Consider the following 23,975-nt stretch of genomic DNA (forward strand, 5'->3'; position numbering starts at 1 on the left):
AAAAAGAACAAATATAGCCTTAGTAAACCTTTGGAACATTTTCATTCTCATCACAAAACAAAAAGGCAGACTCATTTCAGTCTGCCTTCATCTTCTAGATTTCCATGAGAACACCTTTTGTCTTCAGGTAATTTGCATTGAATCATTTAACCACTCTTCACAATGTTCAATAAGCCACCTCATATATTCAACATATTGACCGACATGATAGCCATCACAAACAGCATGATGGACTTGAATCGCAACTGGCAAGATGATTTTTTCTTCTTTCATCTTAAATTGACCTAACGTAAATATTGGCAGTAAATAAGTTATATCTGTAGATACATTTAGGTTAAAAGAAGTAAAATCAATCCACGGCAGGCTTGAAATATTGAACATGTTTTCTGGCATATGAGGTTTCGGAAATAGGTTGCTGCTTTTGCTATATGTTTCAATGTCGGCTACACAGCTTTTATAAAACTGAGCAAAGTTTTCGTCATAAGGCGTCCAAATACTTGAAAACGTCTTTGTTTCTTTATTTAAAATCGTATAACTAGGATGGAGAATATCCCAGTAACCAAGTGCATCGTTCACTTGATCCATCCGAAATTCCGGTATTTTTTGCACAGCTCTTGCTAACAAATAAATTTGCACAGGATATACTTTTAGCCTTTTTTCTTTTAATATTGCATACAATTTTGTGATGTCTAGATCGATCACCAGACTATATGTGCATCGGGTTACCGTCATATAATGATGAAAGTGCTCTTTTCTCGGATAATTTTCATCTGTTTGTTTAAACATTTTTTATCTCCTCCTGAATGTAATTGCTTGTATTCAGGAGGAAGCTTTATCTGTTTTTACCACCACAATCATCCTTTCACAAGATATATCATGTTTCTGTTTATTCAAAGTCTACCATTTCGCAGCATCATGATTCTTTCATTATAAATTGGCGGCACTTCATGTTTGAAGCCTAGCCTCGCCCCGCCATATTTGATTGTCCAATTAGTAAAAATGACTTCATATCTTTCCCCCTCTAAATATTTTATCAAAAATGTATTTACCTGAACGTTATCAGTTTACCCTTGCGCTGTGATTTCTAGAATTTCAACAATCTCTTGAAATTCCCTTAAAAACGATTATTTCTTTCTCGACTCATAAACATAGTTCAAATCAAAAGCAATCTCTTTTAATATATCAATGAAAATGTGAATGGCTGCTCCTAGATGTTTATCCTTCCTATAAACGATTCCTACACTTCTAATCAGATTAGCGTTCTTTATAGGAATAATCTTTAATTGAGGTTCGTTTAAGTATTCAAGATAAGGAGTCGGTAAGACCGTTATCCCTATGCCATCTACCACCATATTAATTAATGACTGCATAGTTGTTACTTCAAAAATAGGATTGGGTAGAAAACCAATATCTTTACAACTTTTGTTGATAAACTGTCTGATGTAAAATTGCTCAGGAAACAAAATTGAAGCAGTTTCTTCTAATACTTCTAACCCCAACTTTTCACGTTGTGCCAGGGGGTGTTTAACAGGTACTGCAAAAGCCATATCTTCCGTGTATAAAGAGATTGTTTCAAATTCATCCCCTTTCATTGGTAAAAACACAATCCCTAAGTCCACTCTATTTTCTATTAAGTGTTTTTGAATATCCCCAGTACGGAGACCTAGTACAGAAATTTTCACAGCTGGGTATTGCTGATGAAATTTAAATAATGCCGGTGGAATAAGGTAGTTCTCTACTGTTAGCAATGTCCCAATTGAGATTGATCCTCTTTGAAGCCCATTTAATTCATTAATCGATATTTTTGCTTGTTCAATTTCGTGAAAAATATTGCGAGTATATTTTAATAGGAGTTTTCCTGATTCAGTAAGAGTCGTTTTCTTACCAATACGATCAAACAAAGGTGTTCCAATTTCATGTTCTAAAAGTTTGATTTGCTGGCTTAAAGATGGTTGAGATATTCCAACCTTTTCAGCAGCTTTTGTAAAATGCAGTTCTTGACACATTGTATAAAAATACTCTAATTGCTTTAATTCCATTCTTCCGACTCCTAAATAGAAATTTTCACAAGTACAAACTTTATGATTTTTAAATATTAACATCTAATATACATTATTATACAAATAAAACCATAGGTACAAACTATAGTTATTATATAAATAATTGAATTGTTCTATAAAAATAAGTGTCTTAGACTATTACATGAAGGCTAGACTTACATGCACAAATAATTTCTTCAAACCATGTAAAGGAGGTCAGTCGATATAACGAGAACAAGTAACATTTTTTAGAAAGTATAAAAATTTTAATGTAGGAGGTTAAAACAAAGTGAAGAATTTAAATGTCGCGATTCCAACCCCCTTTCATGAAGATGAAAGTCTGTACTTGGATGGATTTAAACCAATCGTTGAGTATTTAGCTGAAAATGGTATTGATTCACTACTCGTATCTGCAACTACAGGTGAACAAAATTCAATGAGTATTGAAGAAAGGATACAAATTATTGATTTTTTTAATCAGCAGGACTTTAAACATGTTGAACTAATGTTTGGTGTATCAGCTACAACGACAAAAAATGCAATAAAATTGATTGAACGTCTTGAGGATTCAGTTTTCGACTCGATTCTCATTCAATTTCCTCCTTATATCCTACCAACTCAGGAACAAGCGATGTCTTACATGAATGAATTGTTAGAGCAAACCACAAAACATGTTGTTCTTTATAATAATCCTTTGCGCACGGGGTTTGAATTAAGTGCTGACTCATTTCACACTCTTATGAATCAAAAACACTCTCATTTGGTTGGGATGAAAGAAGAGAGTGATGTTAGACGCCTAAAAAATACAACTTTACCAGATGACTTTATCATGTTCGCTGGAGGGGACGTAAACCTCACTGAAAAAATATTAAACGGATGTAACGGGCTTTCTAGTATGGTAGGAAATGTTTATCCAAAAGAGATTCAAACATTTTTTAGTGACTTAGTTGCAAATAAGCCTGTGAATCTTCAAAAAATAAATCAACTAATCGATGAGGTGACACGTGGACATGCGATTGTCAATATTAAAAACCATTACAATGCTTTAGGCATAAAGGTAGGTAGGTGTCGTTCTCCCATTCGATAATTATTAATTCATTGCAAGCAGGTTCGAATCGTTTCATCCAGCTTGCCCCAATTCGTTATAAAAGATTTGGAGGGGTCTATAGCTGCCATGAGTATTCCACAAACGGAGCAAAAGAAAAGATCGAGTATGCAGACAAATAAAAAGATATTAACTGTTGTTGGTGTTATTCTAATTGCAGCAAATCTTAGGGCCCCAATTACATCAGTCGGTCCAGTATTGTCTTCCATTCGTGATCATCTTGGTATCTCTAACACATTAGCTGGTACAATTCCTACAGCCATTTTATTCACATTCGCATTGTTTTCTCCTTTTGCCCCCAAGATCACTCGCCGTTTGAGTATGGAATTAACACTGTTTATGTCGATAGCATTATTATTAGTTGGAATTGGAATACGTTCTTTTGGTAGAGTGGACACGTTATTTTTAGGAACCGTCATAATCGGTTCTTCAATTGCGATTTGTAATGTTTTATTACCTAGCTTCATTAAACATCATTTTGCAAACAAATTAGGTTTGATGACAGGCCTATATGCTGTTTCTATGAATTTATTTGGCGCTATTGGTTCAGGGATTAGCGCCCCCATTTCTTCATCATTAGGTTTCGGATGGTCAGGTTCCCTGGGTTGCTGGGGAATCTTAACTCTTCTTACCATGATATTTTGGGTACCAAAACTAAGGAACAACCAAGAATCTTTGGATTTTTTTCGAAAAGAGAATAAGAAAAGACCTATCAGCCTTTGGCGTTCTAAGCTAGCGTGGAATGTTACATTGTTTATGGGGTCTCAGTCCTTTGTATTTTTCACAGTCATTTCATGGATTCCTGAAATTCTTGAAACTAAAGGGCTAAATGCTAATGAAGGTGGATGGATGCTGTCATTAATGCAACTTTCAATGCTTCCTGTTACATTTATTGTACCTATTTTAGCTGGACGTTTTAGCAATCAACAGATATTAGTATGGATTTCATTTCTCTTGCTTGTTGTTGGTTTAATGGGCATTTTATTTGGCGTGTCATTCCTTATACCTCTGTGGATGATAATGATTGGGATTGGCATTGGAATGGCCTTTAGCTTAGCCATGATGTTTTTTAGTTTACGCACAAAAAATACACAAGAAGCAGCAGAATTATCTGGTATGGCACAGTCTTTAGGCTATCTATTAGCAGCGATAGGACCTATTTTATTCGGCTGGTTACATGACATTACTTATCATTGGACTGTTCCTCTGTTCATGCTAATCTTCATTTCAGTCATAATTTTAATTACTGGTGTAAATTCTGGTAAGAACGTATATGTTACTTCTGCTAAATAAATAGCAACATTCATTAAGAATTTTTATGACACATGCATCGTAAAGGTTTTGAGTTAGTAACTTCTTCCCCAATTCGTCCCTTTTCAAAAAAATAAAACAAATATCTGTTGTCAAAAAACCCTTGCTTAGCAAGGGTTTTAATGATGATTCCGGCTAAACTCGATCCTGCAACCTCTCCCCTGTCAAGGACCGTTCAACCCCTATAACAAATAACCTATTTACTTCATTTATTTACAAATGATAACATTCATTAGAGATGGAGAACCAATATGCATACATATTCATTATGAAAAAAACTTTCAAAAGGTTTAATAATATCCACGGTTTCAGGAACTTTTTTTATTCACACCTTCTGCAGAAGCAAAATTCGAAACCATTCTAATCACTCTTGAACACTATACAGGCGCTCTTAAAGTGAATGGAAGTGAAAATGTAGCATGGTGGGTTGCTAGAACCATCATGTTGTTCTTTTTTTAAAATGAACTAAAACACAATGTTGAAACAATAAGGAGGTACTTGATTAGTGACACAGGAAAATAAGGCATCAAAAAGTTTGTTAATTACTTTACCCGCCGCTATTATCGCTATTGTATTGATTTTAGGAAAAATTGATACACCTGTAACAAACATTTTATCTTATGTAGTAGCTTTTGTTGTAATTGGTTTAACTGTTTCAAGCTTAATAAAAGACTACAAAAAAAGAAAGATTGATGACTCTTCGAAGGTGTAGCTATGAAAAACACGATAATGAGCCCTTCAATAGTAGAGATAAGGTTACCAAAATACGGTTTTATGATCTTAATCACACTATGAAACTATTGTATTGTTAAATGGCTCACCTGTCGTATCTTAAATTGACCACACTGAAAAATACAGTGTGGTTTTTCATTTCACTAATGTTTTTTTGTTTTAGAGATACAAAAGCCACTCTCGACTATCTCAAGAATGGCTCTGTATCAACATCTTTTCATATGAATCCGACTGGGTTCGAACCAGCGATCTCTCCCCGTCAAGGTGAATGACCTTATCCGAAACTTCCAGATGTTCTCTTAAAAAGACTGTTTTAATAAGATTCTATGCTAAGCCTTTCTAATAAAAAAAGTGCACTCCTGAAGAAAACTGAAAGGGTTCGCACCCAATCCGTCCCCATAAAAAAACAGACCCTGCATGGTCTGTTTTCATTTTGCCTATACGTTTTGAGATGTGTTTCTAATACCTTTTGATCAGCAGCCGTAGCTTCTTCAAATCGACCTTGTTTCCCATGCTCATCTGCATATACTATATAGCATGCTTCTGCATAAGCGAAACACTGTTTCTGCTCTACATACTGAAAGACCTTGGGCAACTACTTCTCATTTATATTAATAAAATAAATTGGTTTATACCATTTTAACAAGTAGAAATATCTCATTCTTATTTTAATATTGACTTACGTTAAACTTGTGAAAAAAACATATTCATGTATAATACAATTGATGTATCATACATGAATTTTAGGAGGGTGACCTTTTTGAAAAGAGAAGATGCCTTAAAACTAAGATCAGATATTAAGAAAATGATTATAATAACTGGGGTTTTTGAATCTCAAAATTTGCCCAATGGACCATTTGAAAAACCTCTACCAACTTCTCAAATGATGGCGTTAGAGGAAATAGAGATGGAAAAATTAACTGTTTGGCAACTATCCAATAAACTTAGATTAGAGACTTCAACTGTAAGTAGATTGGTAGATAAGTTAGTAAAAAAGGGACTTGTTTATCGTGAAGTAAATGAAAAAAACAGAAGAGAACTTTTTCTGCACCTCACAGAAAAAGGTCACATTACTGTTAATCGCTTAAGAGAACAATCCCTTACATTTTATCAACGTATCCTTAATAATTTATCAGAATCAGAACAAAAAATAGTTGTGGATGGTTTTGAATTATTTATTGATTCTATTTCTAAGTCTTTTGATTAGAGTGAGGTAAATCATACCCTTTGGAGGATAAAATGAGTTTGGATTTTGAACGTCCTATTATTGAACTAAAAGAGAAATTTGATGAATTAAAGAAAATGATGAAAGAACATAATGTAGATTTATCATCAGAAATTCAAGAATTAGAAAAACGTTTAAATAAAATGCAAGATGAAATTTATTCTAATCTTACACCTTTTCAACGAGTTCAAATTGCAAGGCTACGTAACCGGCCCACGACATTGGATTATATACCTTTATTGTTTACAAACTTTTTTGAACTTCATGGTGATCGATTATATGGTGATGATCAAGCAATGATAGGTGGTATTGCAAAATTTAAAGGGATGCCCGTTACGGTTATTGGTCATCAAAGAGGGAGAAGTACAAAGGAAAATATAGAAAGAAATTTTGGAATGGCACATCCAGAAGGTTATAGAAAAGCGCTAAGACTGATGAAACAAGCTGATAAATTTAATCGCCCTATTATTACATTTATTGATACAATAGGCGCCTATCCAGGGAAAGGGTCTGAAGAACGTGGAATTTCTGAAGCAATAGCTCGAAATCTATTGGAAATGGCTACACTTAAAGTACCAATTGTTTGTATTGTAATTGGAGAAGCATCAAGTGGTGGAGCCCTTGGCATTAGTGTCGGTAACCATATCCATATGTTAGAGTATTCATGGTACTCGGTCATTTCGCCAGAAGGAGCAGCATCTATCCTATGGAAGGATGCTAAGTATGCTCCAGAAGCTGCTAAACATATGAAAATTTCAGCAAAAGATTTAAAGCATTTAGGAATTATTGATGAAATCATTCCTGAAATGAAGGGTGGAGCACAAAATGATATAAAATCACAGGCAAAATTGATTGAATCTGTGATTGAATCATCTCTTAAAAAATTGATACGATTATCCTCGGAAGAGCTTATACAACAGCGATATGAAAAGTATAGACAAATAGAGAATTATAAATGAAAATATTTAAAATCCGTATCGGATTATCTTCCATCAATACTTTTTCTGAAGGTTCTCAAATCCTCCTCATAAAAAACAGACCATTCAGGGTCTGTTTTCATTTTGACTATATGTTTTGAGATTCTCCATCTCTCAATCGCTGCGCCATATCTAAAGCAAAATAAGTCAAAATGCCATCGCATCCGGCGCGTTTGAACGCCATTAATGATTCTTCAATTACAACATTTGCATCAAGCCAGCCATTCTGAATAGCTGCCATCAACATTGAATATTCTCCACTAACCTGGTAGGCAAAAGTAGGAACTTTAAATTCAGATTTCACCCGATGTATGACATCTAAATAAGGCAGCCCTGGTTTTACCATGACCATGTCCGCGCCCTCATTCAAATCAAGCGCTACCTCTCGAAGGGCTTCATCGCTATTGGCAGAATCCATTTGATAGCTTTTTTTATCCCCAGACAATACATTCCCCAGAGCTTGACGGAAAGGACCATAGAAGCCGGATGCATATTTTACCGCATACGATAGAATTCTTGTATTAACCAGTTCCTTTTCTTCTAAAGCACTCCGTATAGCACCTATACGCCCATCCATCATGTCAGATGGAGCTACAACATCAAAACCAGCTTCCGCAAGGATGATGGCTTGTTCGGATAATCTACTTACACTTTCATCGTTTACGACATAGCCATTACGTAAAATTCCATCTTGCCCATGAGTGGTGTAAGGATCTAATGCAACATCACCGATTAATCCCAGTTCCGGAAATGCCCTCTTAAGCTCGCGGGCAGCCCGACAAATCAAATTATCCGGATTTGTCGCCTCACTCCCATCAGCATCTTTTTTTTCTGGATCGATAACAGGAAATAGCGCAACTGCTGGAATTCCCAATTCTACTGCCTGTCCCACGTGCTCAATAAGACGATCTAGTCCGACTCGCAACTGCCCTGGCAGCGAAACAATTTCTTCCTCTCCCGGTTGTTCCCGAACAAAAACTGGCCAAATGAAGTCATCAGCCGACAACCGATTTTCGGCAACCAATCTGCGGCTCCAGTCATTGTTTCGATTTCTTCTCATCCGAGTGGACGGATAACTCTCCATTAATATCATCTCCTACTGTTTTTTACCTAGTGGTTTTATTATTGCTCAATTATATACCGACTTTAAACAAAAATCCCGATTTTCGGCTGGAATTAACTTTTTCCTGTCTATATAGTACCTTAGATTGCTGACTTAAACCTTAACAGACGTAACGATCCACTTTGCAGAACACTTTCATCGTTTTGGTCCTAAGAATACTTAGAAACAACCTGATGGATAAAAACTGAACAAATATTCATTACCCACAAAACAAAAAAACCCTTGCTAGGCAAGGGTTTAAACGATGATTCCGACTGGGCTCAAAACAGCGACCTCTACCCTGTTGTAGAATCCTGTGATTATCACCGATATCCTCTATTCACTTATAAGCCTTGATACATAAGCTTTCCTTACCCTTCTGTATTCTCTGGTGTTCCTTCGTATTTTTTTAAAACCGAAAAAAATGTTACCTTTTTATACACCTGTTTTAAGCTTTATCACCATTAATATATTTCACCAACATAGCTGCTGCGTACATAAAGAATGCAGCGATTAAACCATTCACCATACTTCCAAAAACTACAATCAAAATCTGTCCTGCGTAATCTGTCCATGTCTTATCTGGAAATACAGCAATGTTCCATATACTCACCAGCATATAGAATCCAGTCACAACGATAAACGTCCAAACAACTAACTTTGATTTGAGCATTTATTGACAATCCCCCAGTATCCATTTTCTTCTATGATAACATGGGTTCTTTTCAAATTCTCAATCAGTACAAAGATTATTTCATCTAGATTGATGATTAATCCATTCCAACAAAAATTTCTTCGTCTGCGCTGCTGGATAATACCACTTGTTCCCTATCTTCCTTTTAGAAAAGTTCTCATCAAAGAAAAACTCTTTTTGCATTGTGTTCATACACATGCTCGTTTGACGTTCAAGTTCTTTCGTATTCCAAAATAGCAACTCATTGTCTAATTTTTTTAAATGTTTTTCTAACTCCTCTAAATAAATCTTTCTAACTTCTTCTTTGTCAATTTTAACCTCAATCACTGTCTTCTTTCCTTTCGATTTCAAATAATTCATCAAAAAGTATACGACAGAGATATTGAGGTTTCTATAGCCGTGATTAGCTTGGATTAAATTACAGTAACTTGGTTACATTTATCAAAAATTAATACTTTTCAGCTACTTGCTTGTATGAATTTATCTCTACTGTAATGATGTTTTCTTGTTATCCTTTCAAAACGTATATGAGCAATACACAGAATTGGTTTCTTCAAATAGCTTTAAATTCTCTATTTTTAAACAATCGAAAGTACCTATAGCAATTTTGAGTATAGCTTTACTTTTCATTACCATGTCATACTGAATAACCCGATCGTCCAAGCTTAAAATATCTTTCATAAACATTGCATGTAATTCGAATCTATTATCCTCATATCTAAAGCTAAGTATTTTCATTTTTAATCCCCCTAATTTTATTTCCTTAATTATACAGAGGATTTAGATAGAATGAAAAAAATACCGTAGCTTTAAGTTACACCCATCCTTCGTTCAGCACTTAATGGCAGCTTTCGCCTTTCAGATACATGTACAAATAGGAAAGCATAGTGGTATCCTATCCTCATTTACCATCGACTGAGTCACTACCCTTTTAAGTTTAACGTGTGTTAGCGCATTCCACGACAGTCTTATCCTTAAAAATGGCATCACTAAAGACAACACATTGATCCAGGAGTATAGACTGATTCTATTTAGTTAGGTGAGGTAAACTTTACTTGCCTCGTAAAATGCACGACCTATTGAATACAAACTAAATTAAGTTAGAATGGGCTGGTATCACAGAGCATACCAACCCATCAGATTAGATAGTGCGCCAACACTTTTCTAATCAGCTAGAAATGACGATCATGAGCAGTAGGAATAGCCCTAATGTGCTCATGATTGTTACAAATAGTAACTCATCAATTAACCTTGCATCTAAAAAGAAATTGAATACAATATTATTGAATTCATTGATGATGTAAAGAATGAATTCAATCAAATAAATAAAAAATTAGATAGACAAATAGCCACTTACATTGATGTGTAGATGGTTTTTTCATGCATAAATATGCCCTTTTCAAGATGTAAGAAATTAGTAACTCATCGAATTAAACAAAGACAAACAGCATGTGATTTAAAGCCCATTTATTCTAATTTATGTAAAATCAATTCCTTTCTGTGATATCCTCACTATTGAAAAATGATTAGAAAGGAAGTATTCCAATGAAAAAGTTTTTTGTTAAGATGTTGCTAGTTCTTATATCAGCAGCAGTATTTGTTCCAACAACAGCTACATATGCAACAGAAAACGTCGATCAGAAAGAAGATTTGGTAGTAACTATCAATCCCACTGAACTTCAGAAACAACTTGCTCTAAGGGATGTACCTTTAGAAAAACAAGAAGACTTGCTTCAAGCATTTAAAGCTATTGAGAATGCTAACAATGATCCACTTGCTACTACAAATGGCCCTAAGGGTGCGGCTATTAAGGCAGCAATAAAAGTAATTAAAGGCTTAGTGAATAACGACTGGGCAAAATGGGTTTTACAGCAACGTTTTGGAAAGGAAGCTGTAAATGGTACTGTCAAAAATGCAAACAAGATCATTAAAGAATTAGAAAAAATTATTGATACTCCAAAAAATGCAGCTGGTAGGGCTCGAAAGGTTGTTTCTGCAGAGCTTAAAAAACATATAGACTCAGGTGTAGCTGATACAATTGGACTTGTTGTTGAATACATCGTTCTCACTGCTGATTTACTCATACTTTAGATAAAAGGATGGTGACTAAATATGTCACAAAATCAATTCATTCAGTTCCAAAAATCAAATGGTTTAGACGATGAAGATGTTCAATTCCTCATTACTCTCTCAGGAGCATTTTGCACCTGTGAAGAAGAAAACAAAAAGGCATATGATATAACAAGGACAGCGTTCATTAGACACTTTGGTGAAGAATTAAACCTTTCAGATATTGAAGGAAATACTAGAGAAGAATATGAAGAGATCATCAATCAATTTCTAAGCAAGAAGGATAAAAAAATCAATGTGGACGAGCTTTTACAATCTTTTTATGATGCAGATATGATGGATGGATTAAAAAAGAAATTCAATTAATGGCCTTGGTTTGAAGGTCTTTTTTATTGCCATCAATTACATATAGGCACCTCTCTTTAGAAATACTTGAACATGGAGGTGTTTATAGTGAATGAAAGAAAAAAGAAATTGGAATAGATTGAAGATTACAAAGTAGTTGTTGATGATATTGGCCAAAAAGACAAATTAATTAATCTTATCCTCAAGACGTGGTTTAGGGTTGCCGTCTTTATCTGTTTGATAATCAATGTTCTCAAATTCACGGGCTAAATTTGGTGTTCTCAATGGATCAATGACTATTTCATCTAAATCACCAAGCCATTCCTCACCATATTGAACCGAGTCAGGGCCTTTCTTTGCTCCTGAAACCCTTCTAATGCCGTGTTCCTTTTTAAGCTCGGCTATACTTTTTGGTTCAGCGCTATCGGCTGTAATCTCATTGCTTTCATAGCTTTTGATTTAATCCACTTTGCTAGTTCTCTGTTAGAAACTTTGTGATCATATAATTCATCAAGTGCATATATTTTGCTTCGCTTCTTGTCATAATGCCATCTGACGAAAGCAAGCGGATCTGGACCATAACCAAAGTCAACACCTTGACGTATATTGTCAAAGGAGCGGACCATATCATCAGTTATGCTGCCTTTCTTGATATGATGGTTATCGAATGGAACAACGCCAGTTCCAATTGCTTCCCCAAGATATTCCCATCTATACTTCTTATCATTTTTGACTTTAGTTGTCTCAGCCTCATTGATAAAACGCTTTTGATAGATGAGGGTTGTCTAGGTATGTTGAATGATGAATATACGTGTTCTCAGCAGGGAATGACGTTTCATACTTCTTGTTAACCCAATTTTGCTTACGCTTTGGCGGGTTATAAGTGTAATAGAACGTATAATCAAACTTCCCTGCTCGTTTACGTGGGTTCTCTGTCTTTATTTTGTGTGTTAGTTCTTCACGTAGAACCGAGTTCATAATGGTGCTTACTTCTTCATCTGACTTAAATTCTGCAAGCTCTTCTATCCACATGACACCGATTGGAAAATCAGCGTCTTTGATTGATTTGAGCTTTTCAGGATCATCAGCACCTGCAAAATATATCTTGTTCCCTCTTGGCTTGTATATGATCTCTAACCTAGAAGGAACAAACTTGAATAGATGAGAGACACCCAGCGTTACCGTTGCTTGCTTTATCTGTGCGAAAACTGATTTAACAAGCGTATTCTGTACTTTACGCAGCACGAGAGCGGAAACAGGGTATTCAATAATATCTGTTACCACATCATTACCCACGCTGAATGATTTACCAGAAGCACGGCCACCCTTTAGAACGTAATGAAGATGCTCTTTTGCTCTTCTGTATCTCCAAAACTCACGAAATGCCGGTACCAGCACTTCCGATACTTTAGTCATCGTCATCACCTATATCATCAACAATGTAAACTGGAGCAACGTCACCTAATTCCATTTTCTCGACTTCGGCTTTTGTTTTATCAATGTTCAAGCGCATCTGGTGCCGCCGCACTCTACCTTTAAGCCGATGCTTGGTGTAAAGAATTATCGGAAGCAGTTTACAAAGAACAAAAAACACCCCGAAGGGTGCTTAAATTAGTTTGTAAAGTTCTTTAATTGATTTAGCATAGTTGAATTCATGAGCTTCATTACAATCTTTTGAATCAAATTCAATCTTTTCACCGTTCTCAAAAGTAAAAGTCAAATTAGCTTCTCTTCTTCCACTAAAAGTAAGATTTTTTTTAACAATCCTACTCTTATAGAAATCCAAAGCGAATCGTTCCTCTTTTTGTTTGGCAATGAGTAAACCAGATTCTAAGAAGAAATAATGTTCGGCACTATTGATATTGAAGGGGTTTTTAGAATAAATAAATTTAATTTCATCTCCCTCAATAAATTCATAAACTCCTTTAGCCATAATCTCATAATAGTCATAATTTGTGTCCGTTATGAAATTTTGAAAATGATTTTTAAAGATCTCAACATATTCCATTTTTTCACCTCCCACCTTTTTATCGGCAGAAAGCGAACACAGGGAACTATTCGCATAATTTGTCGAACGAAATTCACTCTTTTTCTTTCTGTTTCCTAGCGTGGACTTGCTCAAATGTTATTAACATGGCATTTGCATAACCTCTGTTCTTTCTGTCCTTATTAAGGAAAAATAGAAAATAAAAAAGCGTACCGCCTGTAAGGAGAATACCAAAAAAATTTATTACTTCACTTAATCTAGAAAGCATTACAAGAAATGCTACGAATAAAGGCATAATTACATTTAGATACCTTCTGTCAGGAGATAAATTATTATCAATTTGAGTAAATCTTGCTATTGCGAATTCTAGACATTCAATGTTTAAATCAGAGAGTGATGAGACACTTTTTATATAATCTTTCTTTGCTTTACCTTGTTTAAACTCTTCAAAAAAATAAGAAAGTAATTCCTCATTTCGGTAAGTGTAGATGACATCTTCTAACTCCATTAACTTTTTTGAGTAAATTTCATCATCTATTTTTTTTATTTTTTCACTTCGTATTTTATTTTTTTTTGCGTGTTTCTTTTTTTTACCCAACTCTACTCACTCCTCAATATCATTATCGGATAAGATTGATAAAGTTGAGGAGTCTACGAAATTTGTCGAACGAATCCCAAGCTCGCAAGGAAGTGAAAATATATTAATTTGTGGTGACACGTGAATATTACGCCTCCCCGTCCTGCCTTCCATTTTACACTACGGATTTTTCCTCTTTCAACAAGTGCACAAAGTGGCAATATTGGCATAATTGGTCGATGATATTATCTTTCATCTGACGGACCTTTTCACGAGACAGGCCCAAGTGAAGTCCAATGGCACGATAACTCATACCTTCCATCATGCAGTCATAGACCACACGGTTCTTTTCTCCTTCGATTTTACTTGCTGCTGCCTCTATTGCATATACACGCTCTTCAAATTCACGAAGACGTTTAAACAATCTTTCTTCCCTCATATCCATGTCACGCAATTCAGCTTGACTTTTTCCTTTGCTCCCTTTCGGTAAGGTTGCCTCGATGCCGTATTGAGCAACGCCCCAGCTGCGCATAGGAATGTCGGTGCCATATAAAACACGCTGGAGTCGCTGAACCTCTTTCGTCATCCAGTGATAATTGCGAATGAGTCCTTCAATCTGTTTTTTATTCATGGTGCCACTCCTTTCTAAGAAATAAAAAAAGGACACCAATCAGCACCACTAAAAGGTGTTGATCAGTGTCCGCAGGCTCTCCGTCTTGGACTATTTCAAACAATCATGTCTGTCACACTATCTAAATACTTTGAAACCATACAAAAATACACAAATCAAGCTGATTTGTTATTTTCTTCTTCGATATCTTTTATACAAACCTCAATCATTTCCTCTATAAAAGATAATCTGGTTTTATTACCTGAAAATAAAAAAATGATGTTAATCAAAACAAACACAAATAATAAGGTTATAAATATATAAGTCATAATACTATTCATAAGTGGATTAGCTTCAGGATTACCAAAGTAGTTAATAACAGCTTCTTGTCTGATAACAAAAACAAATAAAGGACCTGAAATTAATGCAATTAATGTTTGCATAATTGTTGCAAAATTCCCCTTACTGTTTTTAGCCCTTACATATGCTTTGAGCATCCTTAGTTTAGTTAAGTCATGTTTAGTATATGTTAAGAGTTGTTTACGAAAGTAATCTAAATTTTCCATAAGATCTTCTTTATTAATTTTCTTTTTTTTAGTTTCATTTAGAAATTGATCTTTATTATAAAGAATCGGAATATCTAACCATTCATATATATTTTTAGGTACTTTCAAATATTCGGGGTTAATTTTAAATAATGATTGTATGATAAATACATACATTAATAAATATATTGAGAAAACCCAAAAATTATATGACAAAGTATTATCTACAAACACATTGATAAGCATTGTTATAATCATAATAATAAATAATATGCCTATCATTGCGACGTAAAAGTTTATTTTTTTTAAAAATTTGATTAATCTTATCTTTAAAATATCTCAAAACAGAAACACCCCTAGTATCATAAAATAGTTTCATCAAGCTGCGATTTAAATGCTTACTTAAAAGAGAACGCTAATAATTATTGTTGACTATAATCACCTTTATACATTTTACTCAAAAATTGTATATTTTTATAGAATTAAATATACAAATCTCAAATTCAGAGTTTTAACTAAGCCTCTAGCTTAAGTATACTTTTAAAAAAACGAACGCAAGTTCTTATTTTAGTGTATAATATGTTTATTCCCGTACCTTGAAGGCATGACGGATCTTAGAAAAAATTTCGCTATAGTTTAGAAATGCACAAAGCAGCTTCGGTTTCGTTTCAATGCCTGAATGGTATATGGAAGATTTACAGAAATATTATTTGTGGTGGAGGAAAGAAAAAATGAAAGTTGGTGAAGATTGGGAAGGTGGAACTTTTGAATTCTTATTCCACAACGGAAGTGGAAAACCATTTTATTATACAACCCCAACTGCTCGATGGGATAAGTTCAGAAAGAAAGCTGAGATAAAAAAATAAGACTTCATGATCTAAGGCATACAATGGTTACTCTTCTTATTGAAGCTGGAGCTCAAATGAAAGCCATACAAAAAAGAACTGGTCATGAAAGCCTCAAGGTACTTTCTGATACCTATAGTCATGTGACAGAAAAAGTTGATAAAGATACAGCTGATAAATTCGATGTATTTAAAACAGCTCGGAGCGAAACCGCAAATTAATTTAAATAATTTTTAGGCCATTTGATCAATTTCATAACTTTTTTTGAAAGAATGGCCCCACAATGGCCCCACAAGTCTAAATCTTTGTTTTATGAGAAAAGATAAAAACAAAAAAACCCTTGCTACACAAGGGTTTCAACGATGATTCCGACTGGGCTCGAACCAGCGACCTCTACCCTGTCAAGGTAGCGCTCTCCCAGCTGAGCTACGGAATCGGGTTATGTATCAGTTCTGGGCTTTCTGTTACTGACAGTCTCTATTATATAACCATCATGATCAGTCGTCAATGGTTTTGTTCAAAAAAGGCACAAAGCCGGTATCCATACCGGCTTTTCACTGACTTTTATGATTGGTTTACAAGAGCTGGCTTTAGTTGATCTAGTGCTTGTTTGAAGTCCCTTTTGAGGTCTTCTCCGTTTTCTACGCCCACACTTAATCGAAGTAAACCATCCGAGATACCTCTTTTTTCTCTTTCTTCTTTTGGCATAGCGGCATGGGACATTTTGGCCGGATAGGAAAGAATGGATTCGACTGCTCCGAGGCTGACGGCGAATACAGGTAATGTGACGCCATCGACCAATTCTTTGACAGCCGCTTGGTTTTCTAGTTCAAATGAAAGAACAGCACCTGCACCGCTCGCCTGTTTCCGCTGAATGTCTGCCCCTGGGTGATCATCTAATCCTGGATAATATACTTTTTTGACCGCAGGATGTTCTTTTAGGAATGTAGCCAGTTCTAATGCGGTTTGACTGGCTTTTTCTAATCTGACTTGAAGGGTCTTTAATCCTCTAAGCACAAGCCAGCAATCCTGTACGCCAAGTACCGCCCCGAAGGAGTTTTGCAGCGAATAAAGTTCGTCTCCTAGCTTCTCATCTTTCACCACGGCTAAGCCTGACAGTACATCACTGTGGCCGCTTAAAAATTTCGTTGCGCTGTGTAGCACAACGTCTACACCAAGGTCCAGCGGACGCTGAAGCGCAGGCGTTAAAAACGTATTATCTAAGAAAGTCAGACAGTCATGTTCTTTCGCAATCTGTACGACTCCTTCAATATCCGTAATACCGAGTGTAGGGTTTGACGGTGTTTCCATGTAAATGACTTTTGTATTTGATTGAATGCCTTGTTTCACTTCATTCAAATTGGTCATTTCCACAAAGGTATGCTCAATCCCAAATCTTGAAAGAACTTGGGTGATCATTCGGAAAGTCCCGCCGTACACATCTCTTGTGACAAGGACATGATCTCCTTTTGATAATAGAAGAAAAGCGGTTGAAATGGCTGCCATACCTGACGCAAAGGCAAGCCCTCTCGTTCCTCCTTCTAGCGCTGCAATGGTATCCTCCAATGCCTGACGTGTAGGGGTGCCTGATCTGGAGTAGTCATATTGACCAAAGTCATCGAAGCTGCTTTGGTGAAACGTCGATGCATGTTGAATCGGCACACTGACTGCACCTGTTGAGCGATCTGTTTTAAACGCATTATGAACGAGTTGTGTTTCGAGTGTCCAATCATGTGTGGTCATTTCGTGTGTACCTCCTCTTTCACATTTGATAGTGCCTGTTTCAGGTCTGCCTTTAGGTCCTCCACATGCTCAATCCCGACTGAGAAACGGAGCAATTTGTTACACACACCGTTTGCAATACGAATCTCTTCTGGGATGTCCATATGGGTTTGCGTTGCAGGATACGTAATGAAGCTTTCGACTCCGCCAAGGCTTTCAGCAAAACAAATCGTTTTCAGCTGCTTCAAAAATGGATTGACCCAGTCCTCTTTGGCTACTCGGAATGACAGCATGCCTCCCTTTCCTGGGTAAAGGACATCTTGAATTTCTGGCTGCTGCTTTAGAAAGTCAGCTAATTCTTTCGCATTTACTTCGTGCTGGCGCATTCTCAGCGCCAATGTTTTCATTCCTCTCATTAAAAGCCATGAGTCAAATGGTGATAAAACCGCCCCAATGGCGTTTTGATGCTGGAACATGTCTTCCGATAGCTTCTCTCCTTTTGTGACGACAAGTCCGGCAAGAACATCGTTATGTCCGCCTAAATATTTGGTGGCACTATGAATGACAATGTCCGCTCCGAGTGTAATCGGTTTTTGCAAGACGGGCGTATAAAAGGTGTTATCCACAATGACCAATGCACCGTGTTCTTTTGCGATTTTCGCAACCTTTTGAATATCCGCTTCCTGCATGAGTGGGTTTGTTGGTGTTTCAATAAAGACGGCTTTTGTATTTGGCGTCATTTTAGAGCGTAAACAGTCTTCATCTGAAAAATCATCATAAACAAAGCGCAGTCCGTACTTTTTCCATTCGTTTTCAAATAGACGGTAAGTACCGCCATATAAATCTGATGAAACAATGAGTTCATCCCCGCTCTCAAACAGCGCCATGATCGTTTGGATGGCAGCCATTCCCGAACTGAAGGCAAAACCGGCCGTTCCTTCTTCGAGTGAAGCAATCGCATCTTCTACAAGCTGCCTTGTTGGGTTTTTTGTCCGAATATAATCAAATCCTGTTGATTCCCCAATGCCTCTATGTCTGTAAGCTGTTGAAAGATAAACGGGAGGACTGACAGTTCCAGTCGCCTCTTCGCTGCGGTTTCCAATTTGCGCTAACTTCGTTTCCACATGTTCTGTCATTTGACACCATCCTAAGTAAAAATCTAATTTCAAAACAGAAAAACCCCTTCTTCATAAGAAGAAGGGGTTTAATCGCTTCCTCTTATCTTCCAAGCAAAAAAGCTGCTTGCTGGATTTAGCACCTTGGTACATCACATGAAGTGATGCATACCGGTTGCTGAGGTTTCAAAGGGCCAGTCCCTCCACCTCTCACGATAAGAATGTGTTGTCTGTCTGTTCTAATTCTTAATACTGTAACGCATTAAACCTCATTTTTCAAGGGGAAATGTAATGATTAATTAAAATTTTCTGTATTTTGCACTAGATTGGATGTCAGCCGATTTGATTGCATGTTAGCATATAGGAACAACGCTGTTTTTCGTGTTACAATGAATGGAAACGTTTCACTTATGATGAATTTGGTTAGCTGGAGGAATGGATTATGGTGAAGAAAACAGGCATCATTCAAGAAGAAACCTTACAGTCAAAAGAACTTGGGGCAGATATGACCATTTTGATTTATTTGCCAGTCAATTACTCCCCCCTTTATACATATCATGTCATCATTGCACAAGATGGTCATGATTATTTCCGCTTAGGTAAAATAGGCAGACAAGCGGAAGAATTAATGCAAAACAAAGAAATGGAACGCTCGATTATCATTGGTGTCCCATATGAAAATGTGACTGAAAGGCGAAATACGTATCATCCAGACGGACCAAAGTTCGAGGCGTATAAACGCTTTTTGGCAAATGAACTCGTTCCGTATATTGATGAACACTATCCAACGTATCAAGTTGGATCAGGTCGTACATTTATTGGTGATTCATTAGGTGCTACGATCTCACTTATGACAGCCATTGATTATCCTTCGTTATTTGGCGGACTGATTTTGCAGTCTCCTTACGTGGATGAGTCGGTTCTGCAAGCAGTCAAACAGTCATCATCCCTTGCTCATTATGCCATTATCCATCAAATCGGGTTAGAAGAAACAGCTGTGAAAACGACAGATGGGCAAGTGCTTGACTTTATTCAGCCGAACGAAGAATTAAAGATCCTTTTGGAGAAGTCAGGTGCGGATTATTTATTTGAGACATTCGAAGGCGATCATAAATGGACGTTTTGGCAGCCGCTCATTTCACCTTCGTTAAAAAGAATGCTCCCATATTCGTTAATCAACTGAATTTTGTTATAATAAAAAATAATAAATACTTTCTTAATCAGGAGGGAACATGATGAAATACGGAGTTGTTTTATTTCCATCAAAAAAATTGCAAGACATTGCGAACTCTTATCGGAAACGTTATGATCCGAACTATGCACTCATACCACCTCATTTAACATTAAGAACACCTTTTGAATTAACGGATCTAGAAGCAGCTGAGGTCGTCTCCACCTTGCGAGAGTACGCAAAAAATGCTTCTCCTATTACGTTACGTATTAAAAAATTCAGTTCATTCGCTCCTGTAAACAACGTGATTTATATGAAAGTAGAACCGAACGAAGAATTAATGGCTCTCAATGAGAAGTTGTACACTGATCCGCTTGCTGGTACACCTGAATATGCATTTGTTCCGCATGTGACAGTGGCTCAAAAGTTATCAGACGATGAGCATTCAGACGTTCTAGGCACATTGAAGCTGAGAAAAATTGACCACGAGGAAACGGTTGACCGCTTCCATCTTTTATATCAATTAGAGAACGGTTCTTGGACCGTTTATGAAACATTTATCTTAGGAGAAGAGGGTTAAAGACATTTGAATACAGTCATCGTAAAAGAACAAACACAACGAGAAGATGCTTATTATGTTCGAAAAGAAGTTTTCGTAAAAGAACAAGAAGTCCCGTTAGAGATCGAAATTGATGAACTTGAGGACGAAGCCATTCACTTTGTCATTTATAATGATGACAACAAACCACAAGCTGCTGCTAGACTGCGCATAATTGAAGGTCATAAGGCAAAGCTTGAACGAATTTGTGTATTAAAAGAGGCGCGCTCTTTCGGTCTTGGCCACCAGCTTTTAGAAGCACTTGAGTCTGAAGCGATGGCAAACGGGGCGAAAGAAGCTGTCATGCATGCACAAGTCCAAGCTCTTCCTTTTTACGAAAAGAAAGGCTACAAAGCCGTTTCAGAACCGTTTGAAGAAGCAGGAATTACACATGTCAAAATGACAAAAACACTATCCGTTTAACGACAATAAAAAGCCAGGGCATCATGGATGCTCTGGCTTTTTATTGATTCCATCTCGTTCGCTCAGGAAGAAAGCGCAGTCATTTAGACGTAAGTATTGATATGAACGCCCTTGCCTTCTTCCATAAACATATCTCGTACAAAGCGTTCCCGCTTTTTTTGCTGTACTTTCGTTTCCGCTTCTGTCACTAAGTCCTCTTTTTTCTCCAGCTCTCTGTATACCTTGTCATGAAAGGTGCGGGTGACCTTCGTCACTTTCGCATAGTCTTCTTTATCCTGAGGAGCAGGACGATTGATATATTGAAAATACAGATCCGGCTGAATCGGGGCTATATATCCCATCAAGAACGCCTCCTTTGCTTCTCTTCTACTCTACTATTCCCTAATTATGACTGTTTGAAACACGCCTCATTTGATATGATTAGATGTGTTTCTTTTTAACATTGATTGACTATTGGAGGACTAGCTTTGAAATGCGCACGACGACATGATCGAACGATCTCATTACATACATATTCGAGAGAACACTATCAATTCCTCCATGATGAGGGAAAAAAAGGGCATTTATCTTGCCCATATTGCGGACAACCCGTCTTTTTTAGATTAAATATACATGAAGAACCTGCCTTTATCCATAAGCAAATATCTCAGCAAGAGATTTGCGAAAAAAGAGAACAACAAGAGGAAAAGAAACCGGCTGAACGAGAGGTACATGCATCCTACAAAGAACTTGGCGGCTTTCGCTTTCCAACCGGCAAACAGATCATCTCACAAACAGAAGAATCGGATGACTGGCAGGAACCACGGTCCATTCAATTTGGCGAAACCTTTCATTTAGAAAAGAATGAAGAAGTCCATACCATTGACCTCTTTCCACACATCACCTTTAGCGCACCGCAGCTTCAAGCAGTCACACACAAAGACGGTCCGATGCTTGTGCTGGCTGGCGCCGGCAGCGGGAAAACAAGGGTACTGACAGCAAGAGCTGCTTATCTGATGTCGCACCATCAAATCCCTGCTCACCATATCCTGCTCGTGACCTTCACCACAAAAGCAAGCAGTGAAATGAAAGAAAGATTGCGTATGCAGTATCAGCTTCATCCATCACAGGCGAGCCAAGTTGTGACAGGCACATTCCACAGTCTATTTTATAAAATGCTGCTTCACGATGATCGGGGCAAATGGAACGGACAGCATTTGATTAAATTCGACTGGCAAAAAGAGCAGTATATTCGAAAAGCAATCATGCATGAAGGACTTGATGAAAAAGACTATCCAACCGATCAAGTGCTGCAAGCAATCGGCTATTGGAAAAATGCTTTTTTGCCAGACGAACTTCCTGAGCTGAAAGATGAAAAAGAAAAGCAAATGTGGACAATCTATCAGTCATACGAACAGCAAAAGCGTGAAAATCAACAATTTGACTTTGATGACATGGCGATTGCCTGCTTACACATGCTGACTAAGCAGCCTGAATTGCTCAAACAATATCAAGAACGATTCAAGTATATTTTAGTAGATGAATTTCAAGATATTAATCCCGTACAATATCAATTAATCCAGCTTTTAGCTGGAGAATCCGAGCAGCTATTTTGTGTAGGCGATGATGATCAAGCCATCTATGCATTTAGAGGAAGCAATCCTGCTTTTATTCTTGACTTCAAACAGGACTATCCTTCGGCCGAGATCGTCCATTTACATGCAAATTACCGCTCTCATCATACGATTGTCGCAAGTGCAGACGCCATTATTAAGAAGAACCAGCATCGTTACGAGAAAACGTTAAAAGCCGTTCGCGTGGAGAAAATTCCGCCGACTCTTTTTTATCCATATGACGAGGAAGAGGAAGCGACCATGATCGTAGCAGATATTCAGGAGAAAATTAAAAACGGTGCAAAACCGAATGACTTTTGCGTGCTGTTTAGAACGAATACAGGAGGCCGTGCGATTTATGAACGTCTTCATCAATCGGCGATTCCGTATCAAACCGATGCTGGCGTAAAAGCCTTTTATAGCAGAAGAATTGTTCGGGTGCTGCTCGCTTTTCTTTCGCTCAGTCAGGATGCAGATGATGTCGCCGCAATGAAGCTGCTGCTGCCCGTTTTCTTTTTAAAGCAGCAAACACTGAATACCATGAAGGCGCTGACCATTACGGAAGATTGTTCTATGGTAGAGGCACTTGGAAAGCTAACAGACATTCAGCCGTTTCAGCGCAAAAAACTACAATCGATCGTTCCCCTGTTTCGAACGTTAAAATCGTTAAAGCCATCTGAAGCTGTAGCGTTTATTGAACAAAGGATGGGACTTGGTGATTATTTAAAAAAACGCGTGAATGATACGAATGTGCTTGAAAAAGGAACAGATGATGTACGAGATGTGAAAACAGCGGCGAAACGTTTTGAAACGATTGAAGCCTTCCTCGCTCATGCCGAACATATGAAATCTGCTGAAAAGGAAAAATCAGATGAACCAGGCGTTCAGCTCATGACGATCCACCGTGCGAAGGGACTAGAATTCCAAACAGTGTACATCACGAGCGTGGTTGATGGGGCGCTCCCTCATGACTTTGCACTTGATGAGCTGAGAAGCGGTGATGAAGAAGCCATCGAAGAGGAGCGGCGCTTATTATACGTTGCCATGACGAGAGCAGAACAATCCCTTTATCTATCCGTTCCATCATATAGAAGAGGAAAAACGGCTCACCGCTCCCGCTTTTTGTACCCTCTTTTAAAGAAAAATCGTGAATTATTCACACAAAAACAACAGGCCCCCCTTTAAATGGA

The 23,975-nt window shown here is 37.1% G+C and carries 26 protein-coding genes, 1 tRNA gene, 2 pseudogenes and 1 riboswitch; of the genes and pseudogenes, 13 read left to right on the forward strand and 16 right to left on the reverse strand.

Annotated elements, in window-relative coordinates:
* Positions 1-123 precede the first annotated feature (123 nt).
* The 3 genes and pseudogenes from catA to FXF70_RS10565 form a co-directional block, all read right to left on the reverse strand.
* Positions 124-786, reverse strand: a complete 663-nt coding sequence (catA, locus tag FXF70_RS10555) for a type A chloramphenicol O-acetyltransferase (RefSeq protein ID WP_148780219.1) — start codon at positions 784-786, stop codon at positions 124-126.
* 110 nt (positions 787-896) lie between these two features.
* Positions 897-1,009 (reverse strand): annotated as a pseudogene (locus FXF70_RS19245) (sialate O-acetylesterase); the annotation flags it as partial.
* Between the two features lie 115 nt (positions 1,010-1,124).
* On the reverse strand, positions 1,125-2,039 hold the full coding sequence (locus FXF70_RS10565; protein WP_148780220.1) for a LysR family transcriptional regulator: 915 nt from the start codon (positions 2,037-2,039) through the stop codon (positions 1,125-1,127).
* A 289-nt stretch (positions 2,040-2,328) separates the two neighbouring features.
* Between FXF70_RS10565 and FXF70_RS10570 the strand changes: the two genes are divergently transcribed.
* From FXF70_RS10570 to FXF70_RS10590, 5 genes are all read left to right on the forward strand, one after another.
* Positions 2,329-3,126 (forward strand): dihydrodipicolinate synthase family protein, encoded by a 798-nt coding sequence (locus tag FXF70_RS10570; RefSeq protein WP_148780221.1) that lies wholly within the window; start codon positions 2,329-2,331, stop codon positions 3,124-3,126.
* Between the two features lie 87 nt (positions 3,127-3,213).
* Positions 3,214-4,437, forward strand: coding sequence for a CynX/NimT family MFS transporter (locus FXF70_RS10575; RefSeq protein WP_148780222.1), 1,224 nt, complete (start codon positions 3,214-3,216; stop codon positions 4,435-4,437).
* 523 nt (positions 4,438-4,960) lie between these two features.
* Positions 4,961-5,167, forward strand: a complete 207-nt coding sequence (locus FXF70_RS10580) for a hypothetical protein (protein WP_148780223.1) — start codon at positions 4,961-4,963, stop codon at positions 5,165-5,167.
* A gap of 780 nt (positions 5,168-5,947) precedes the next feature.
* Positions 5,948-6,394 carry a MarR family winged helix-turn-helix transcriptional regulator gene (locus FXF70_RS10585; protein ID WP_008348375.1) on the forward strand — a complete coding sequence of 149 codons (447 nt, stop codon included), beginning with the start codon at positions 5,948-5,950 and terminating at the stop codon, positions 6,392-6,394.
* A 32-nt stretch (positions 6,395-6,426) separates the two neighbouring features.
* On the forward strand, positions 6,427-7,371 hold the full coding sequence (locus FXF70_RS10590; protein ID WP_148780224.1) for an acetyl-CoA carboxylase carboxyltransferase subunit alpha: 945 nt from the start codon (positions 6,427-6,429) through the stop codon (positions 7,369-7,371).
* Positions 7,372-7,477: 106 nt separating this feature from the next.
* Here FXF70_RS10590 and hemB read toward each other — a convergent pair whose 3' ends face one another.
* From hemB to FXF70_RS10610, 4 genes are all read right to left on the reverse strand, one after another.
* Positions 7,478-8,473 (reverse strand): porphobilinogen synthase, encoded by a 996-nt coding sequence (gene hemB / locus FXF70_RS10595; RefSeq protein ID WP_017359643.1) that lies wholly within the window; start codon positions 8,471-8,473, stop codon positions 7,478-7,480.
* 466 nt (positions 8,474-8,939) lie between these two features.
* A complete protein-coding gene (locus tag FXF70_RS10600) occupies positions 8,940-9,164 on the reverse strand; it encodes a hypothetical protein (protein WP_017359644.1) in 225 nt (74 codons plus the stop codon).
* 81 nt (positions 9,165-9,245) lie between these two features.
* Positions 9,246-9,512 (reverse strand): group-specific protein, encoded by a 267-nt coding sequence (locus FXF70_RS10605; protein WP_098680907.1) that lies wholly within the window; start codon positions 9,510-9,512, stop codon positions 9,246-9,248.
* Positions 9,513-9,701: 189 nt separating this feature from the next.
* Entirely contained in the window at positions 9,702-9,923 is a 222-nt protein-coding gene (locus tag FXF70_RS10610; protein WP_017359646.1) for a hypothetical protein, read from the reverse strand.
* A gap of 807 nt (positions 9,924-10,730) precedes the next feature.
* Here FXF70_RS10610 and FXF70_RS10615 point away from each other — a divergent pair.
* Together FXF70_RS10615 and FXF70_RS10620 are read left to right on the forward strand one after the other, a co-directional pair.
* Positions 10,731-11,276, forward strand: coding sequence for a hypothetical protein (locus FXF70_RS10615; protein ID WP_008348384.1), 546 nt, complete (start codon positions 10,731-10,733; stop codon positions 11,274-11,276).
* 21 nt (positions 11,277-11,297) lie between these two features.
* Positions 11,298-11,621 (forward strand): hypothetical protein, encoded by a 324-nt coding sequence (locus tag FXF70_RS10620; protein ID WP_008348386.1) that lies wholly within the window; start codon positions 11,298-11,300, stop codon positions 11,619-11,621.
* Between the two features lie 168 nt (positions 11,622-11,789).
* Here the strand turns inward: FXF70_RS10620 and FXF70_RS10625 are convergent.
* The 5 genes and pseudogenes from FXF70_RS10625 to FXF70_RS10650 form a co-directional block, all read right to left on the reverse strand.
* A pseudogene (locus FXF70_RS10625) lies at positions 11,790-13,022 on the reverse strand (PBSX family phage terminase large subunit); the annotation flags it as partial.
* A gap of 184 nt (positions 13,023-13,206) precedes the next feature.
* Positions 13,207-13,608, reverse strand: coding sequence for a hypothetical protein (locus FXF70_RS10635; RefSeq protein ID WP_035700356.1), 402 nt, complete (start codon positions 13,606-13,608; stop codon positions 13,207-13,209).
* Between the two features lie 73 nt (positions 13,609-13,681).
* A complete protein-coding gene (locus FXF70_RS10640) occupies positions 13,682-14,185 on the reverse strand; it encodes a hypothetical protein (RefSeq protein WP_035700353.1) in 504 nt (167 codons plus the stop codon).
* 154 nt (positions 14,186-14,339) lie between these two features.
* Entirely contained in the window at positions 14,340-14,795 is a 456-nt protein-coding gene (locus tag FXF70_RS10645) for a hypothetical protein (RefSeq protein WP_008348394.1), read from the reverse strand.
* 155 nt (positions 14,796-14,950) lie between these two features.
* Positions 14,951-15,565: a hypothetical protein gene (locus FXF70_RS10650; RefSeq protein WP_052006297.1), complete on the reverse strand. Its 615-nt coding sequence runs from the start codon at positions 15,563-15,565 to the stop codon at positions 14,951-14,953.
* A gap of 485 nt (positions 15,566-16,050) precedes the next feature.
* Between FXF70_RS10650 and FXF70_RS19250 the strand changes: the two genes are divergently transcribed.
* Positions 16,051-16,185: a hypothetical protein gene (locus FXF70_RS19250; protein WP_255201842.1), complete on the forward strand. Its 135-nt coding sequence runs from the start codon at positions 16,051-16,053 to the stop codon at positions 16,183-16,185.
* Between the two features lie 23 nt (positions 16,186-16,208).
* Entirely contained in the window at positions 16,209-16,385 is a 177-nt protein-coding gene (locus FXF70_RS19255) for a hypothetical protein (RefSeq protein ID WP_080770808.1), read from the forward strand.
* Positions 16,386-16,527: 142 nt separating this feature from the next.
* Here the strand turns inward: FXF70_RS19255 and FXF70_RS10660 are convergent.
* From FXF70_RS10660 to FXF70_RS10670, 3 genes are all read right to left on the reverse strand, one after another.
* A tRNA-Val gene (locus tag FXF70_RS10660) sits at positions 16,528-16,600 on the reverse strand.
* Positions 16,601-16,728: 128 nt separating this feature from the next.
* A complete protein-coding gene (metC, locus tag FXF70_RS10665; protein WP_148780225.1) occupies positions 16,729-17,907 on the reverse strand; it encodes a cystathionine beta-lyase in 1,179 nt (392 codons plus the stop codon).
* Positions 17,904-19,022, reverse strand: coding sequence for a methionine biosynthesis PLP-dependent protein (locus FXF70_RS10670; RefSeq protein WP_148780226.1), 1,119 nt, complete (start codon positions 19,020-19,022; stop codon positions 17,904-17,906). The genes metC and FXF70_RS10670 overlap by 4 nt, the downstream gene beginning before the upstream one ends.
* A gap of 79 nt (positions 19,023-19,101) precedes the next feature.
* Positions 19,102-19,223: riboswitch (SAM riboswitch) on the reverse strand.
* Between the two features lie 220 nt (positions 19,224-19,443).
* Between FXF70_RS10670 and FXF70_RS10675 the strand changes: the two genes are divergently transcribed.
* Genes FXF70_RS10675 through FXF70_RS10685 form a run of 3 tightly spaced genes read left to right on the forward strand, consistent with a single transcriptional unit; the run spans position 19,444 to position 21,193 of the window.
* Positions 19,444-20,184 (forward strand): esterase family protein, encoded by a 741-nt coding sequence (locus FXF70_RS10675; protein ID WP_035700344.1) that lies wholly within the window; start codon positions 19,444-19,446, stop codon positions 20,182-20,184.
* 52 nt (positions 20,185-20,236) lie between these two features.
* Complete coding sequence (locus FXF70_RS10680) at positions 20,237-20,752, forward strand: YjcG family protein (RefSeq protein WP_017359656.1); 516 nt, start codon at positions 20,237-20,239, stop codon at positions 20,750-20,752.
* 6 nt (positions 20,753-20,758) lie between these two features.
* On the forward strand, positions 20,759-21,193 hold the full coding sequence (locus FXF70_RS10685; protein ID WP_008348412.1) for a GNAT family N-acetyltransferase: 435 nt from the start codon (positions 20,759-20,761) through the stop codon (positions 21,191-21,193).
* A gap of 83 nt (positions 21,194-21,276) precedes the next feature.
* On the opposite strand, the gene FXF70_RS10690 is transcribed toward FXF70_RS10685, so the two are convergent.
* Positions 21,277-21,534 carry a hypothetical protein gene (locus FXF70_RS10690; protein WP_008348414.1) on the reverse strand — a complete coding sequence of 86 codons (258 nt, stop codon included), beginning with the start codon at positions 21,532-21,534 and terminating at the stop codon, positions 21,277-21,279.
* A gap of 126 nt (positions 21,535-21,660) precedes the next feature.
* Here FXF70_RS10690 and FXF70_RS10695 point away from each other — a divergent pair, with 126 nt between their 5' ends.
* Entirely contained in the window at positions 21,661-23,970 is a 2,310-nt protein-coding gene (locus FXF70_RS10695; RefSeq protein ID WP_148780227.1) for an ATP-dependent helicase, read from the forward strand.
* Positions 23,971-23,975 lie beyond the last annotated feature (5 nt).

The organism is Bacillus sp. Y3 (assembly GCF_008123875.1).
GTDB classification, from domain to species: Bacteria; Bacillota; Bacilli; order Bacillales; family Bacillaceae; genus Bacillus; species Bacillus altitudinis.